The 15,729-nt window shown below is 69.2% G+C and carries 16 protein-coding genes; 9 read left to right on the forward strand and 7 right to left on the reverse strand.

Annotation, left to right across the window (positions count from 1 at the left end; all coding sequences use genetic code 11):
- Nucleotides 1–46: 46 nt before the first annotated feature.
- Nucleotides 47–2,068, forward strand: coding sequence for a M3 family metallopeptidase (locus tag BJ988_RS06540; RefSeq protein WP_179657281.1), 2,022 nt, complete (start codon nt 47–49; stop codon nt 2,066–2,068).
- A 19-nt stretch (nt 2,069–2,087) separates the two neighbouring features.
- Here BJ988_RS06540 and BJ988_RS06545 read toward each other — a convergent pair whose 3' ends face one another.
- Both BJ988_RS06545 and BJ988_RS06550 read right to left on the reverse strand, forming a co-directional pair.
- Nucleotides 2,088–2,285 carry a hypothetical protein gene (locus BJ988_RS06545; RefSeq protein ID WP_179657282.1) on the reverse strand — a complete coding sequence of 66 codons (198 nt, stop codon included), beginning with the start codon at nt 2,283–2,285 and terminating at the stop codon, nt 2,088–2,090.
- Between the two features lie 64 nt (nt 2,286–2,349).
- Nucleotides 2,350–2,925: a hemerythrin domain-containing protein gene (locus tag BJ988_RS06550; protein ID WP_179657283.1), complete on the reverse strand. Its 576-nt coding sequence runs from the start codon at nt 2,923–2,925 to the stop codon at nt 2,350–2,352.
- A 108-nt stretch (nt 2,926–3,033) separates the two neighbouring features.
- On the opposite strand from BJ988_RS06550, the gene BJ988_RS06555 reads away from it, so the two are divergent.
- The 4 genes from BJ988_RS06555 to BJ988_RS06570 all read left to right on the forward strand — a co-directional run bounded on the left by BJ988_RS06555 (nt 3,034) and on the right by BJ988_RS06570 (nt 4,934).
- Entirely contained in the window at nt 3,034–3,705 is a 672-nt protein-coding gene (locus BJ988_RS06555; RefSeq protein ID WP_179657284.1) for a helix-turn-helix transcriptional regulator, read from the forward strand.
- 188 nt (nt 3,706–3,893) lie between these two features.
- The gene (locus BJ988_RS06560; protein WP_179657285.1) at nt 3,894–4,433 is read left to right on the forward strand and encodes a sigma-70 family RNA polymerase sigma factor; all 540 of its coding nucleotides are present in this window, start codon (nt 3,894–3,896) and stop codon (nt 4,431–4,433) included.
- 29 nt (nt 4,434–4,462) lie between these two features.
- Nucleotides 4,463–4,606 (forward strand): hypothetical protein, encoded by a 144-nt coding sequence (locus BJ988_RS06565; protein ID WP_179657286.1) that lies wholly within the window; start codon nt 4,463–4,465, stop codon nt 4,604–4,606.
- A gap of 1 nt (nt 4,607) precedes the next feature.
- Entirely contained in the window at nt 4,608–4,934 is a 327-nt protein-coding gene (locus BJ988_RS06570) for a plasmid stabilization protein (RefSeq protein WP_179657287.1), read from the forward strand.
- 113 nt (nt 4,935–5,047) lie between these two features.
- On the opposite strand, the gene BJ988_RS06575 is transcribed toward BJ988_RS06570, so the two are convergent.
- Together BJ988_RS06575 and BJ988_RS06580 are read right to left on the reverse strand one after the other, a co-directional pair.
- The gene (locus BJ988_RS06575) at nt 5,048–5,272 is read right to left on the reverse strand and encodes a hypothetical protein (RefSeq protein WP_179657288.1); all 225 of its coding nucleotides are present in this window, start codon (nt 5,270–5,272) and stop codon (nt 5,048–5,050) included.
- Nucleotides 5,273–5,328: 56 nt separating this feature from the next.
- Nucleotides 5,329–6,123: a sigma-70 family RNA polymerase sigma factor gene (locus BJ988_RS06580; RefSeq protein ID WP_179657289.1), complete on the reverse strand. Its 795-nt coding sequence runs from the start codon at nt 6,121–6,123 to the stop codon at nt 5,329–5,331.
- A gap of 186 nt (nt 6,124–6,309) precedes the next feature.
- On the opposite strand from BJ988_RS06580, the gene BJ988_RS06585 reads away from it, so the two are divergent.
- The 4 genes from BJ988_RS06585 (at nt 6,310) to BJ988_RS06600 (ending at nt 10,266) form a co-directional block, all read left to right on the forward strand.
- On the forward strand, nt 6,310–8,451 hold the full coding sequence (locus tag BJ988_RS06585) for a catalase (RefSeq protein WP_218860624.1): 2,142 nt from the start codon (nt 6,310–6,312) through the stop codon (nt 8,449–8,451).
- A gap of 118 nt (nt 8,452–8,569) precedes the next feature.
- The gene (locus BJ988_RS06590; protein ID WP_179657290.1) at nt 8,570–8,713 is read left to right on the forward strand and encodes a GPGG-motif small membrane protein; all 144 of its coding nucleotides are present in this window, start codon (nt 8,570–8,572) and stop codon (nt 8,711–8,713) included.
- 100 nt (nt 8,714–8,813) lie between these two features.
- A complete protein-coding gene (locus BJ988_RS06595; protein WP_179657291.1) occupies nt 8,814–9,062 on the forward strand; it encodes a hypothetical protein in 249 nt (82 codons plus the stop codon).
- 16 nt (nt 9,063–9,078) lie between these two features.
- On the forward strand, nt 9,079–10,266 hold the full coding sequence (locus BJ988_RS06600) for a cytochrome P450 (protein WP_179657292.1): 1,188 nt from the start codon (nt 9,079–9,081) through the stop codon (nt 10,264–10,266).
- Nucleotides 10,267–10,288: 22 nt separating this feature from the next.
- Here BJ988_RS06600 and BJ988_RS06605 read toward each other — a convergent pair whose 3' ends face one another.
- The 3 genes from BJ988_RS06605 to BJ988_RS06615 all read right to left on the reverse strand — a co-directional run bounded on the left by BJ988_RS06605 (nt 10,289) and on the right by BJ988_RS06615 (nt 15,519).
- Nucleotides 10,289–12,103 carry an MFS transporter gene (locus tag BJ988_RS06605; protein WP_179657293.1) on the reverse strand — a complete coding sequence of 605 codons (1,815 nt, stop codon included), beginning with the start codon at nt 12,101–12,103 and terminating at the stop codon, nt 10,289–10,291.
- Nucleotides 12,100–12,822 carry an LppX_LprAFG lipoprotein gene (locus tag BJ988_RS06610; protein ID WP_179657294.1) on the reverse strand — a complete coding sequence of 241 codons (723 nt, stop codon included), beginning with the start codon at nt 12,820–12,822 and terminating at the stop codon, nt 12,100–12,102. Before BJ988_RS06610 ends, BJ988_RS06605 begins: the two co-directional genes overlap by 4 nt.
- 201 nt (nt 12,823–13,023) lie before the next feature.
- Nucleotides 13,024–15,519, reverse strand: coding sequence for a DNA gyrase/topoisomerase IV subunit A (locus BJ988_RS06615; protein ID WP_179657295.1), 2,496 nt, complete (start codon nt 15,517–15,519; stop codon nt 13,024–13,026).
- Nucleotides 15,520–15,729 lie beyond the last annotated feature (210 nt).

The raw sequence follows: 15,729 nt of genomic DNA on the forward strand, positions 1-15,729 counted from the left end.
GATATCGCGGCGACGACCTCGCGCTGTGTCAGATAGCGTGCGCGATGTGATCGACGCCCTACTCGAGCCCAGCGACCTGCCCCACCGACTGCCCCGCTTCGCGGACATCTCGATCGAGGACTACGGCCCGGCGATCGAGCAGGGGATGGCCGAGCAGCTGGCGGCGCTGGCCGCGATCACCTCGTCCGCCGAGGAGCCGACCTTCGAGAACACCCTCGTCGCACTGGAGCGGTCCGGCGAGCGGCTGGACCGGGTCCTGCGGGTCTTCTTCTCGCTGCTCTCCGCGGACTCCGACGACGACCTCGACGAGCTCGACGCTGCGTACGCTCCTCGGCTGGCGGCCCACCACGACGCGCTGCTCCTCGACGACACGCTCTTCGCCCGGGTGAACGCGGTCTATGAGAAGCGGGCCGAGCTGGAAGGTGAGCACCGCTATCTGGTCGAGCGCTATCACCGTGACTTCGTGCTCGCGGGCGCTGCCTTGGGCCCGACGGAGAAGGCGCGGCTGCGCGAGCTCAACCAGGAGATCTCGGGCCTGGAGGCGGCGTTCGGGCAGGCCGCGCAGGCCGATTCCAACGACCTCGCCGTGGTCGTCGACACCGTCGAGGAGCTCGCCGGGCTGACCCCGGGAGAGATCTCGGCGGCTGCGGCGGCCGCCGAAGGCCGCGGGCTCGCCGGCAAGTTCCTGATCACGCTGACCCTGTTCACCGCCCACCCCTACCTGTCCGTGCTGGAGAACCGGGAGCTGCGGCAGCGGCTGTTCGAGGCGCAGCTCGCGCGCGGCTCGCGCGGCAACGCAAACGACACCCGCGCCATCGCGCTCGACGCGCTGCGGCTGCGGGCCGAGAAAGCCCAGCTGCTCGGGTTCGACAGCTACGCGGGTCTGGTGACGGCCGACAACACCGCCGGTACGCCGAAGGCTGTCCGCGACATGCTGGAGCGGCTCGCCGCCCCGGCGGCCCGCAACGCCCGGGCCGAGCAGGCCGCCCTGGAGGCGTCGGCAGGTGGGAAGATCGCGGCCTGGGACTGGCCCTACTACGCGGAGAAGGTCAGGACCTCGGAGTACGACGTCGACCTGGCCGTGCTGCGGCCGTGGTTCGAGGCGGACCGGGTGCTGCGCGACGGCGTCTTCTTCGCCGCCGCCCGGCTCTACGGGCTGAGCTTCGAGGAGCGCCCCGACCTGCAGGGCTACCACCCCGAGGTGCGCGTCTTCGAGGTCTCCCGCGACGGCGAGCCGATCGGGCTCTTCCTGCTCGACCTCTACACGCGCGACTCCAAGAAGGGCGGTGCCTGGATGAACTCCTACGTCACCGCCAACACCCTGCTGAGTGAGCCGTCGGCGGTCGTGACCAACAACCTCAACGTGCCCAAGCCGGCGCCGGGGGAGCCGACGCTGCTGACGTTCGACCAGGTCAACACTCTCTTCCACGAGTTCGGGCATGCGCTCCACGGGCTGCTGGCGCGGGCGACCTACCCGCGGTTCGCGGCGACGTCGGTCTACCGCGACTTCGTCGAGTACCCGTCCCAGGTCAACGAGATGTGGATGCTCTGGCCCGAGGTACTGGCCAACTACGCGGTGCATCACGAGACGGGGGAGCCGATCCCGGCCGACGTGCTCGGCAAGCTCGAGGCGTCCGCCACGTTCAACGAGGGGTTCGCGACCTCGGAGTATCTCGCCGCCACGCTCATCGACCTGGCCTGGCACGAGCTGGCTCCGGACGAGGTGCCGACCTCGCCGGAGGCGGTCGGTGAGTTCGAGGCGGCCACGCTCTCGGCGGTCGGCCTGGACAACCCGGCGGTGCGTGCGCGGTACTACACGGCGTACTTCAAGCACATCTTCGGCGGCTACGCTTCGGCCTACTACTCCTACATCTGGTCCGAGCTCCTCGACGCCGACACGGTGGCGTGGTTCAAGGAGAACGGCGGCCTGACTAGGGAGAACGGCGAGGCGTACGTCCGCTACGTGATCGGCATCGGTGGCACCCGGGACCCGCTGGAGTCCTACGCGGAGTGGCGGGGGAGGCCGGCCCCGATCGCTCCGCTGCTGGAGCGCCGGGGCCTGGCCTGAGGGTCAGCTGTCGCTGGGCTCAGCGGTCGCGCGGGTCCTCAGGGCCCGCCCAGCTGGACTGCGGGTCGCTGGCGGGGAACGTTTCCTCCGCGGCCTCGTCCTGGGGATCGCGCTCCTCGCCCTCCTCCTCGACCCGCTCCGGGGTAGGGAAGGGGATCGGGGCCTCGGTGCTCTCGTCAGCGCCGGTCACGGGGTCCTTGCTTTCCTTCTCGACCATGGTTCTGCTCCCATCTGAAGACTTCGATGATGTAGTCGGTGCCGCTCAGCACCCACTGTGCCACTCAGGAACGGCTCAGCGCGTCCCTGACGCGGTCCACGACGGAGTGGAACGGCATCGTGGCCAGCTGCTTGGGCACGGAGCCAGCAGTGCCGGGGTGGGGACGGGTCGGTGCGACCCGTTCGGCCGCCGACAGCCGCTTGCCCATCGCCTGGCGGGCGGTCTCGTCGAGCTCGGCGAGAAGCAGCGGGAACTCGACCCGCTCCTCCTCCTCGGCGTGCTGCTCGACGGTGATCTGGAAGATCGGGAAGGTCGCGTCGAACTCGGGGCTGTCGACGCCGACCTCCTCGAGCTGGGCCAGCATCTCGGTGGCCTCCTTCTCGTCGGCGACGAGCGCCTTGGTGAGCGTCTCGCCGCCATGGACCGAGGCGACCGGATGGACGACGAGCTCCTCGGCGGTCTCGTGCACTGCGAGCAGGACGCGGAGGTCGTCGAACGCCTGGCGTCTGGCCCGACCGGTCGAGTTCCCCACCGTGGCGCAGAGCTGCCGAATGCCGGCGTGCTGCTGCAGGAGGATCCGGACCACGTCCCCCTCGGGAAGCTCCGAGGCCTTCTTGAGGGCTTCGGTCACGTGGGACACAGATTTTCTCCTGACTCGGGTAATGTTTGCACGTCGGCTTGGTACCCACGGCGTGTTCTCTCCATACACCCGTCCAGCCGACCGCCGATCTGAGAGGGTTCTGGAGTGATGAGGTCGGGGGTTTTGCGGGTCGCGGTGGTCAGCCCGCAGGAGGTCGTCATGCGCGGCCTCACCACGATGCTTGCGGACTATCCGGACCGACTGGTCGTGACAGCGCTTCCGGCCATACGCAGCAAGGCGCCGGGCGTCGATGTGATCCTCTACGACACCCTCGGGCTGCACCTGACCGATGGCACCGACCTCAGGTATCTGCTGAGCGAGACCGACGCCAAGGTGCTGATCTTCAGCCGTGACATGCGCCCGGACCTGCGCGCCAGGGCCTACTCGCTGGGCGCGCATGCGTGGGTCTCGATGAGCGTGCACGCCGGTGAGCTCGTACGCAGCATCGAATCCACCGCGGCCGGCGAGCCGATCGGTGAGCACGAGGACCGGCTCGGCTCGGTCGCCGGGCTCACCACCCGCGAGGTCGAGGTGCTCGCCCTGATCACCCAAGGACTGTCCAACAAGGACATCGCCGACAAGCTCGTCGTGAGCGTCAACACGCTCAAGAGCCACATCCGACAGGCCTACCGCAAGATCGAGGTGGCGACCCGCAGCCAGGCGGTCAGCTGGGCGATCACCCACGGGTTCGCGCCGCCCGATGCGGATTCGTTGGAGTCGGGCGCATCCGTGGGGGCACAGATGGTTACCGGAGACCTATCGGTGGAGCAGTCTGGGTGACTCTCTCCGTGCCCGAGCGCCGGAGTGATGACACCACGTCTCGCCGCCGATGGCCGCGGCCCCGGCACGGACTCGGGGTCGCGGTACTAACCCTCAGGGGTGGGTGGCCGTGGGGGCAACCCCACCCCTGAGGGCCAAATCCCACGTGGATCTGGGGATCCGAGGGGTTTACGGCGCAGACTCGGACCATGGACACGACGCAGGCTTCGCCGCTTCCGGCTCCGGCTCAGCAAGACGCTCCGCTGCCGCAGGAGGATCTGGTCGTACGTCACCTCCCGGTGGCCCGTTCCCTCGCCGCCCGCTACGCGGGCCGCGGCGTCGAGGTCGAGGACCTTCGCCAGGCCGCAAGAGTCGGGCTGGTGAAGGCCGCTCGCCGCTATGACCCCGAGCAGGGGGCGTTCTTGAGCTATGCCGTGCCGATGGCCACCGGCGAGATCCGTCATTGCTTCCGCGAGCAGGCCCGCTGCGCACGTCCTCGAGGTGACGACGACGAGCTGCTCGAGCAGATGGGGGATCCCGACCCCGGTTTCGAGCGTGCGGAGGCACGAGTCGTCGTCGAGCAGGCGATCGGCGATCTGGATGAGACCGACCGGTTGATCCTTCAGCTGCGGTTTGTGGACGGCCTGAGCCAGGCCGAGATCGGCGAACGGGTCGGCGCCACCCAAGCACAGATCTCCCGCGCCCTGGCGCGGATCATTCGACGGATGCGCGTCGGCCTCGCCGCGTAGCCGGGGCAGGAAAAGGGTACCGGACACCTATGAGCACCCCAGTAATCATCTTCATACTGATAGGCGTGATGGTCGTCCTGGTGGGCGTCGCCGCTTGGCTCTACGACGCCAAGCGGAACAAGCATGTCGCCGACGACGAGGAGCGCGTCGAACAGCCGAGACGGAGGAGCTGAGATGCCGCAACGTGCCTGGAGCAAGAAGCGAGAGCGACAGTACGAGCACATCAAGGAAGGTGCGCTCGACAGTGGCAAGAGCGAGGACACCGCCGAAGAGATCGCTGCTCGGACGGTGAACAAGGAGCGCGCCCGCAAGGGCGAGTCCCGCGAGAGCAGCCGCACCTCGACCAAGGACATCTCCTCGAGTCGCCGCGGTGGCTTACGCAGCCACCGCGGCTCGGGCGGGCGCACCAAGGCCCAGTTGTACGAAGAGGCCAAGAAGAAGAACATCGAGGGACGTTCGAAGATGAACAAGGCTGAGCTCGAGGAGGCCGTCGGCCGCTGACTGCTTCGCAGACCAGCACCAGCCGGCCTGCTCACCGGGACCAACGACCTGGATCGAACCCATGTGCCGGGCTATATGCGATTCGCATATGGCCCGGCACATGGGCTTCGTCCTTACTTCTTCTTCGTTCCGCCCTTGAACTTTCGCAGCACGGCGTCGGTCCCCTTCTTGCGGACCATGGTGGTGACAACAGTTATCGCGATCGGCACTGCGAACGCGGCCACGGCCGAGATCCGCTTGCCCCAAGAGGACTCCTGCCACTTGGTCTTGGGGGTGCCGTTCCACAATGAGCGCTGGGCGGTGTCGTCGCGCTCGCCGGTGATCGTTGAGTACGTCATGCCAGTCTCCTTGGTTGTCGGGTCGGCTTTCGTCCCGTACCCGTCGTGGGTGTGGGTCATGCGGCGATGCCTACGTCCTCGAGCTGGCCGCGCAGCTCGTCGATGATCCGGGTCAGGATCCGGGAGACCTGCGTCTGGGTGACGCCGATGGTCTTGCCGATCTCGGCCTGACTGCGGTCCTCGAGGTAGCGGAGCCGCACCACCAGCTGGTCGCGCTTGTTCAGCGTCTTGATCGCCTGCTCCAGCGCGAGTCGGGTCTCACAGTCGGCCAAGCCTCCGTCGATGCCGGGCAGCATGTCACCGATGGTGGCCTCGCCCGAGGACTGCCCGTCGCCGGCCCGCAGCGGGGCATCCAGCGAGGTGGGGGTGAAGCAGCCACGCGCGTCGAGCGCCTCGCGCACCTTCTGCTCCGGGACGTCGGCGATCTCGGCCAGCTCGGAGGTGGGCAGGTTGCCTCGCTCGGAGCCGATTCGCAGCAACGTGCTCTGCAGCTCCTGGATCGGCCGCGGCGGCCGTACGGTCCAGCCGTGGTCGCGGAACCAGCGCTTCACCTCACCACGGATGGTGGGCACGGCGTAGGTGAGGAAATCGTCGGCGCGGTCCGGGTGGAAGCTCTTCGCGGCTCGCACCAACGCGGTGTACGCCACCTGTTCGAGATCGGCGCGGGGGATTCCGCGCCCGGTGTAGCGGTGAGCGATCGAGCGCGCGACCGCTGCATTGAGCAGGATGACCTCCTCGAGGAGTCGCTCCTGCTCTTCTCCATCGGCGTTGTGCGCCTTCGCCAACAGCTCTGAGGTCAGACGCTGTCGCTCGGCCCTGGGAAGGTCTGTCTCGAAAGTCGTCGTCGTCATGTCCAGATAGTGCCCCGATCGACCGCCATCCAACGGCTGCGAAGAGAAGTTCACCCGGGCGGGTGTGCCTCCTCACTGTCGCGACCACCCCTTCGGGTGAGAAACAGGGCCGGGGTCGCGCCGGGCATGCCCTGCGCCGGCCAGGGGTACGGGAGGCACGAGCCTGTCCCCGACCGAAGGAGCGTCATGTCCGACATACCGATCCCCGGTGCCCCCTCCTCGCAGTCGCCACCGGTGGAGGAGCCCACCGAACCGGTACCCACGCCAGGCCCCAAACCTGACCAGAGCGGACCGCAGATGCGGACGCCGACCGGTGTGCGAGCCCACGAGGACCAGGAGGTCAACGCCCAGCAGGGCGAGTGGCTGACCACGTCCGGTGGCGTGCGACTGCGCGAGACCGACAAGTCGCTCAAGGCGGGAGAGCGCGGCCCGACCCTGCTCCAAGACCACCACCTGCGCGAGAAGATCACCCACTTCGACCACGAGCGGATCCCGGAGCGAGTGGTCCATGCCCGTGGTGCCGGTGCGCACGGCACCTTCACGGCCTACGGCGCCGCCGAGTCCGTCACCAGCGCCGGCTTCCTTGCCGAAGGCAGGGAGACACCGGTCTTCGTGCGGTTCTCGACGGTCCTCGGCTCGCGCGGCAGCGCCGACACGGTGCGCGACACCCGAGGGTTCGCGACGAAGTTCTACACCGAGGAGGGCAACTTCGACCTCGTCGGCAACAACATGCCGGTCTTCTTCATCCAGGACGGCATCAAGTTCCCCGACGTCATCCACGCCGGCAAGCCGCACCCCGACCGCGAGATCCCGCAGGCCCAGTCCGCGCACGACACCTTCTGGGACTTCGTCTCCCTGCACACCGAGGCGCAGCACCACGCGCTGTGGAACATGTCCGATCGTGGACTGCCGCGTTCCTACCGGATGATGGAGGGCTTCGGCGTCCACACCTTCCGGCTCGTCAACGCCGCCGGCGAGACGAGCCTCGCCAAGTTCCACTGGAAGCCGAAGCTCGGTGTGCACGGCCTGCTCTGGGAGGAGTCCCAGATGCTCGGCGGCTTCGACCCCGACTTCCACCGTCGCGATCTCGCCGACGCGATCGAGACCGGTGCGTACCCCGAGTGGGAGCTGGGCATCCAGGTCTTCCCCGACACCCCCGAGCAGACGTACGCGGGCATCGACCTGCTCGATCCGACCAAGCTCGTTCCGGAGGAGATCGCGCCGGTCCAGAAGGTCGGCCGGTTGGTCCTCGACCGCAACCCGTCCAACTACTTCGCCGAGACCGAGCAGATCGCGTTCCATGTCGGCAACCTCGTGCCCGGCATCGACGTCACCGACGACGCCCTGATGCAGGCGCGGCTGTTCTCGTACGTCGACACCCAGCTGACCCGGCTCGGCGGACCGAACTTCAACCAGATCCCGGTCAACCGCCCGCACGCCCCGGTCAACGACATGCTGCGCGACGGGTTCCACCAGGACGCGGTGCACCGTGGGGTGGCGCCCTACCATCCCAACTCGCTCGACGCCGGCTGCCCGTTCATGGCGGGCGACCCGCAGGGAGCCTTCGTGGACAACCCGGTGAAGGTGCCCGAGACGGTGAAGCAGCGCGCTCAGCCGGCCTCCTTCGACGACCACTTCAGTCAGGCGCGACTCTTCTGGCTCTCGATGACACCGGTCGAGAAGCAGCACATCATCGCGGCGTACGGCTTCGAGCTGGCCAAGGTCTACGAGCCCGCGATCCGCGAGCGGCAGCTGCAGAGCCTGGCCAACATCGACGCCGACCTGTGCGAAGGCGTCGCAATCGCTCTCGGGCTGCCGGCGCCGTCCCCGACCGTCGAGCTCGCCGACCCCGAGCCGAGCCCGGCGCTGTCGATGCTCGACGGCTCCTATCCGCCGGACGGGCGGGTGGTCGGCATCGTGGTCGGCCCGGACAGTGCATCCGGACAGATCGACGGGGTGCGCGAAGCGCTCTCCGACTCGGGGATCACGCCGCTGCTCATCGCGCCCACGGGAGCGCCGGTAGGCGGAGAGCTGGCTGTGCAGCGTACGTTCGCCACCGCTCGATCGGTCGAGTACGACGCGCTGGTGCTCGCCGACGGCGCGGGTGCTGTGGCCTCGGACCCGCAGCTGCTCCTCCTGGTCCAGGAGGTGTTCCGGCACGGCAAGGCGTTGCTCGCCTGGGGCGACGGTGCCGAGGCCGTGATGACGGCGGGGATCTCGGTGCCCGCACCGGGGGTCAAGACCGACGGGTCGGCAGGCGAGGTCGCCGCCGAGCTTCCCGATCTGCTCACTGCGCACCGTTCGTGGGAGAGGCTGGCGCCTTTCTGAGGGTTTGCCGGCAGAAAGGGTTTGCCGGACGCCGGGGTGGGTACCGGTAGCCCGTAGCCGCTCGGACGACAAGGTCCGAGCATCCCCCGCAACAACTACACACCGAGGTGAGATCCGAATGGCACTAATTCTCTGGCTGATCGCGGCAGCTCTGGTGATCGGCGGCATCGTGTCGCTGATCCGTGGCCAAATCCTGTGGGGCGCAGTCCTCATCGTGGTCGGCCTGTTGGTCGGCCCCGGTGGGGTAAGCATCTTCACATAGACACCATGCGGCCCGGCGCCCCCAGCGGGCCCCGGGCCGCGTGGCGTCCGTGTGAAAGGCCGGTGTGAGAGCCGGTGTGCAGCGAGCGAAAGGACCGATCATGGGTAAGTGCGTCACGTGTGGCAACGACTACGACGGGACCTTCGAGGTGACGACGGCATCGGGCGAACACCATGTCTTCGACTCGATCGAGTGCGCGGCGCCGGTGATCGCGCCGACGTGCGTCAACTGTGGCACCCGCATCCTCGGACACGGGGTGCAGAACGAGCAGCACATGTTCTGCTGCGCTCACTGCGCCACCGAGGTGGGCGTGACCGGTGTGAGCGACCGGGTCACCAGCGGTTCCTGACGGACAGCTGACCCGGATGACCCGCGATCTCGCCACGGATCTGTTCCGGCACGGCTACCACGCGATCCCCGATGCCCGCCGCGAGGCGGGCGATGCGCCGGTCTGCCCCGTCAAGCTCCTCGGAGACGACGCTCTGGTCGTGAGCGGTCCGGGCTCCGTACGTCTTTTCTACGACTCCTCGCTCATCCAGCGTTCCGGTGCGGTGCCTGCGCCGCTGGCCGCGCTTCTCTTCGGCCGGGGCGCCATCCACGGCCTCGACGGCGCCGAGCACCTGCACCGCAAGGCGCTCTTCCTCGAGCTCCTCGACGACGCCGCCGCCGCGGACCTTCAGGACAACGTACGTTGCCACCTGCTCTCGTCCCTGCACGAGAACCATGGGGAGGCGGTGAGCGTGTTCACGCTCCTGTCCGAGGTCTACGGCCGTTCGGTCCTCGACTGGGCCGGCATCTCGGTGCGTGACCCGGGCAGGGTCGGGCGCCGGCTGGCGGCCATCGTCGACGGGTTCGGGATGTCCGGGCCGTCCGCCGGGACGGCGTGGGCGGCTCGGCTCTGGGCCAACCACTGGGCGCGGGGGTTGATTCGGGAGGCTCGCTCGGCGACGCCGGCGTCCGGTGCCCCGACGCCCGTGGAGACCGTTGCGGGCTGGCGGGACCGGCACGGGGTCCTGCTGCCCGTCCCGGTGGCCGCGCTCGAGCTGCTCAACGTCCTTCGCCCGGCCGTCGCCGTCGCCTACCTCGGCGCCTTCGCCGTCCAGGCCCTCGACGATCATCGACAGCTCTGGCCGACCCTCGCCGAGCACGCCTCTTGGCGGCAGGCCTTCTCCCAGGAGGTTCGCCGCACCGCTCCGTTCGTGCCCGCGCTCGCCGGTATCTCTCGCCAGCAGGTCGACTGGGACGGTCATATCGTCTCCCCGGGACAGCGGATCGTCCTCGACGTCCCCGGAACCGACCTGGATCCGAGCTCGTGGCCGGCGCCGAACGAGTTCTCCCCCGAGCGGTTCCTCGGCCGGCAGGTCGACCCGTTCGAGCTGGTCCCGCAGGGCGGGGGAGACCCGGCAGAGGGTCACCGGTGTCCCGGTGAGCCCGCGACGATCGAGATGGTCTCCGCGACCGTGGAGGTCTTCGCGGCGTCCTCGTGGAGCGTGCTGGAGCGGGGGAGCACCTACCCCCGGATTCCGGCTCGGCAACGGTTGCGGATCGGGTAGGCCCGGTCCGGCCCGGCACCTGTCAGAGCGCGGTGACCGTCTCGCTGGGGGAGAGCGCTCGGGTCGGCGCGCCCCGCAGCAGCACGACCGACAGCAGTGCGGCGATCGCCGCACAGACCGCGGCACCGGCGAAGACGGTGTGCTCCTGGGCGATGGCGGCGCCGATGAGCAGGTCCTGATACTCCTCGCACATGCCGTCGCCGGTGCAGACCGAGGAGAGCGACGGCAGGTCGGCCTGGGCAGCGTAGTAGCTGCGCAGGCCGATCGTGGTCAGCGCCGAGATGCCCACGAGCATGCCGACCATGCGGGCGACGACGGTGAAGGACGTGGTCAGCCCGTGCACCGACTGCTCGGTGGTGGCCAGGACCGCGGCGTTGACCGGCGCCAGCGCGAGACCGAAGCCGAGGCCGCCGGCGACGAGCACGACGGTCGACGACAGCGAGCGGAGAGCCTCGGCGTCCCAGCGGGCCATGAACACGAAAGCCACCGCCGCGAGCAGCATCCCGCCGCCCGCGATCACGCCCGCGGGCAGCCGCCGGGTCAGGAACCCGCCCACGACGGCACCGACCGGCAGCGCGATCAGGAACTCCAGCAGCACCAGGGCGGCGCTCAGCTGGCTGTCGCCGTAGATGGTGGTGCGGGCGAAGAGCGGGACGTCGATCAGCGCGGCCACCAGCGCGGCGCCCACGAAGAACGAGACGAGCACCGAACCCCATGCCGGCATCCGCGCGAACGCACCGCGCGGCACGATCGGGTCCTGTGCCCGCCGCAGGTGGAAGACGAAGCCGAGCAGGGCCAGCCCGGCGGCGACGAGATACCAGGCGCCCTGGTCGGAGAAGACCGCCACCTCGGGATCGGCGGTCGCGAAGGCCAGGATCACTCCCGCCAGGGTGATCGAGAGCAGCAGCGCCCCGAGAAGATCCACCTCGGCGGTGATCCGGCGGAGCACGCTGCGTACGCCCGGCTTGGCCACCCACGCGGCCACGAGGCCGAGCGTGGCGACGATCGTGACCAGCCCCAGTGGCGTCAGCCAGCGCGAGGACCCGGCGGCCGGCACGTAGAGCGCGCCCCAGGTCAGGTCCTGTACGAGCGCGGTGGGCTCGACCGCCAGCAGCACGAACGCGGCGCCGGCGACCAGCAACATCAGCAGAGCCGCTACGTCGGTCGAGCCGCCGGAGCCGCTAGGCGGAGGCGTGTCGCGACCAACAGAGCTCGAAGGCGACCGTGTTGGTCTCGACTTCGGCTCGCTGCGCTCTTCGGGCTCGACCAGCGAGGATTGCGGGTCGGTGCTTCGGCCCAGTCTGCTGATGGCGATCGCCAAGACGGCGCCGACCACGAGGTTGAGCAGGAAGATGGCCCGCCAGTCCGCGACCGCGAGCACCACTGCCCCGACCAGCGGGCCGAGCACGGAGCCCAGCTCCTGGACCGCCGAGACGAGCCCGAGCGGCACGCCGCGGCGCTCGACCGGATAGAGCGCCGCGACCAGAGCGAGGGTCGCCGGCACCAGCGCGCCACCGCCCAGACCCTGGAAGAACCGGCCGACCACCATCGCGGTCAGGTCCCACGAGAGCGCCGTGAGGAAGGAGCCGAAGGCGAAGACCACCAGCCCGGCGACGAGCACCGGCAGGTGGCCGAGGAGGTCGGCGAGCCGTCCGATCAGCGGCAGCACCGCGACGTAGCCCAGCAGGAAGCCCGAGATCAACGGTGCGGCCCGCTGCAGCTCCTCGATCGAGAGCCCGACGCCCGCCATCATGTCCGGCAGCGCCAGCACGACGACGTAGGTGTCCGCAGCGGCGAACGCCACTGCGACGGCCGCCAGCCACAGGACGGCCCTCACGGCTTGGCGATCTCCTTCTCGACGCCGTACTCGGTCACGTCGAGCGTGTAGGAGTACGCCGCCTCGCCCTCACCGCTGAAGTGGCCCGTGATGGTGGCCTCGGTGAGCTCGTCGGCGTCGTTGATGATGTAGGTGACGTCGAACTCGCCTTCTGCGCCGGCGAGGATCTTCTGGACCGCCGTGGCCGGCAGCGTGCCGGTGTAGGTCGAGAGGATCTCGTCGTTGTCGGCGCCGCCACGCACCGACTTGCCGATCTTCACGTCCTCGGTCGCCGGGAGCAGCGAGGAGATGCCGGTCTGCGGAGCGATCAGCGCGGCCGGGTCCGGCACGCCGTACTTGGCCGGGTCGAGCTCCTGGAACGAGGTCGTGAACGGCAGCTTCGCGTAGACGACGCCGTCGACCGACACCACCTCGACCTGCGCCTCCGCACCCATCACCGGCACGGTCAGCCTGCCTTCGAAGGCGGGCTGGCGGGTCAGCGTCCCGGTCGCGGCCTTCAGCGTCGTGATGCCTTCGGGCAGGTCGTCGGAGGCGAGCGAGAAGTTGATCCCGCTGGTCTCGTCGAGGTGATTCTGCGCGGCTGCGAGCACCTGCTGCGGCGTACGGCCCTTGGCCGGGTCCTCGCCGCCGCAGGCGGTCAGCACGAGGAGCGCGGCCAGGAGGGCGATGAGGGCGAAGGCGAGGCGCGGCAGGTTCCGCCCCAGATGCGAGCTGAGCATGCGGGTCAGAATGCCACGCCCCGCAACTCCATGGGGTGTTCAGGTCCGTTCGGTCGTGTCGGGCGGCGCCGGTTCGGCTGGTCCGGTAAGCGCTGAGGGTGCGGATGCTCACCGAGGTACCTCGGTTTGGCTGCACTTCCCTCGTGGAACTCCGCGAGGGAAGTGCGCGTCGACCGAGTTACCTCGGTGAGCAGACGGCACCTACCCGGCGGATACCGGGAACGCGTTGGCGACCGGGCCGGCGACGGCGTCGATGGGCTGCTCCAGCGGCACCCCGGAGCCGTCGCGGCGCGGGTCGATCTCGGGCAGCTCGATCGGCGCGCCGGAGGCCGCGGCCGCCATCGGGGGAGCGGCGCCGACCCAGGCGAAGACGATCGAGTCCTCGCCCTTGAGATAACGGTGGGCGCGTACGCCGCCGGTGGCCCGCCCCTTGGCGGGGTACTCGCTGAACGGCGTGGTCTTCACCGACCCCGTCTCGGTGCCGGGCAGAGCGCTCGACGAACCGGCGACGGTGACCACCGCCGCACCCTCGGGCGCGTCGGCGGAGACGACGCCGAAGAAGACGACCTTCGACCCGTGGGCCATCCGGACGCCGGCCATACCGCCGGCGCTGCGGCCCTGGGGACGGACGACATCCGCGGGGAAGTGGAGGAGCTGGGCGTCGGAGGTGACGAAGACCAGCGCCTCGGTGCCGGTGCGCAGCTCGGCGGCGCCGGCCACCTCGTCGCCGTCGGCGAGCTTGATCACCTCCCACTCGTCCTTGTTGAGCAGCACCTCGGGGTTGACCCGCTTGACGACACCGAGCTTGGTGCCGAGCGCGATGCCCGGCCCCTCGGTGGCGAGCGTGGTGAGCGCCAGCGCGCGCTCGTCGGACTCCAGCGAGAGCAGCGCGGACAGCGGCAGACCGCCGGAGAGGTTCGGGTCGCCGTGGGTCGGCGGCATCGCCGGCAGGTCGAGCACCCCGAGGCGTACGAGGCGTCCGCGGGAGGTGAGCACGCCGATCTGGCCGCGGACGGTCGCCGGGACGACCGAGACGATCACGTCGTGGTTGGCGCGGCTCCCCCCAGAACCAGCAGAGCCGGTCGAGAAGGGCTCGGCGTCCGAGGAGCGGGCCAGGAGCCCGGTCGAGGAGAGCAGCGCGAAGCACGGGTCGTCGGCGACCTCGAGGCTCATCGCCTCGAGCGCCGGGGTGCCGGCCGAGGCGAGCAGGACGGTGCGGCGCGGGGTGCCGAACGTCTTGGCCACCTCGCCCAGCTCGTCGGAGACGACCTTGCGGAGCATGTCGTCGTCGCCGAGGATCGAGTCGAGGTACTCGATGGTGGCGAGCAGATCCTCGCGCTCCTTCTCCAGCTCGATCTTGGAGAACTTCGTCAGCCGGCGCAGCGCCATGTCGAGGATGTACTCCGCCTGCACCTGGCTCAGGTCGAAGACCGACATGAGCCGCCCCTTGGCCTCCCCGGCGTTGTCGGAGGAGCGGATCAGCTGGATGACCTCGTCGATGTCGAGGATCGCGATCAGCAGACCGTCGACCAGGTGGAGCCGGTCGGCGGCCCGGTCGCGGCGGAACTGGCTGCGGCGGCGGACGACGTCGTAGCGGTGTCCCAGGAAGACCTCGAGGAGCTCCTTGAGGCCGAGGGTGCGCGGCTGGCCGTCGACGAGCGCGACGTTGTTGATCCCGAAGGAGTCTTCCAAGGGCGTCATCTTGTAGAGCTGCTCCAGGACGGCCTCGGGCACGAACCCGTTCTTGACCTCGATCACCAGGCGGGTGCCGTGCTCGCGGTCGGTGAGGTCCTTGAGGTCGGCGATGCCCTGGATCTTCTTGGACTGCACCAGCGTCTTGACGCGCTCGATGATCTTCTCGGTGCCGATGTTGAACGGCAGCTCGGTGATCACGATGCCCTTGCGGCGACCGAACGTCTCGATCCGCGTGGTGGCGCGGATCTTGAATGAACCCCGACCGGTCTCGTACGCGTCCCGGATCCCGTCGAGGCCGACGATGCTGCCGCCGGTGGGGAGGTCGGGGCCGGGGATGAACTTCATCAGCGTGTCGAGCTCGGCACCGGGGTGCTTGATCAGGTGACGCGCGGCGGAGACGACCTCGATCAGGTTGTGCGGCGCCATGTTGGTGGCCATGCCGACCGCGATGCCGGTGGCGCCGTTGACCAGCAGGTTGGGGATCGCGGCGGGGAGCACGCTCGGCTCCATCTCCCGCGAGTCGTAGTTGGGCCGGAAGTCGACCGTGTCTTCCTTGATGTCATCGGTCATCGCCTGCGCGGCCAGACCCATCCGAGCCTCGGTGTAACGCATCGCCGCAGCCGGGTCGTCACCGCCGGGGGAGCCGAAGTTGCCGTGCCCGTCGATCATCGGCAGCCGCATCGCCCACGGCTGCGCCATCCGGACCAGGGCGTCGTAGATCGCGCCGTCGCCGTGCGGGTGCAGCTTTCCCATCACCTCACCGACGATGCGGGCACACTTCACGTGGCCGCGGTCTGGACGTACGCCCATGTCGTTCATCGTGTAGAGGATCCGGCGCTGCACGGGCTTGAGGCCGTCGCGGGCGTCGGGCAGTGCCCGGGAGTAGATGACGGAGTAGGAGTACTCCAGGAATGAGGACCGCATCTCGTCACCGATGTCGGTGTCGAGGATGTGCTCCTCGAAGTCGTCGGGGACATCCTGCTTTGCCTTGCCGCGTGCCATAAGGGGCATTGTCTCGAATCCCTGTGCGAACGCGACATCGGGCTCGCCGTATGGGGCCAGATCTGTCTGGTGCGGCTCGGTGGTCGAGGTTGTCGAGGCCTGTCTGCCGCTGGTCGAGCCCGTCGAGACCCGTCGCCTCCGCTGGTCGAGCCGCCGGAGCCGCTAGGCGGAGGCGTGTCGAGACCAACACGGTTCGCGTCGGGGAAACCT

This window comes from Nocardioides panzhihuensis (genome assembly GCF_013408335.1).
Classification (GTDB): Bacteria; Actinomycetota; Actinomycetes; order Propionibacteriales; family Nocardioidaceae; genus Nocardioides; species Nocardioides panzhihuensis.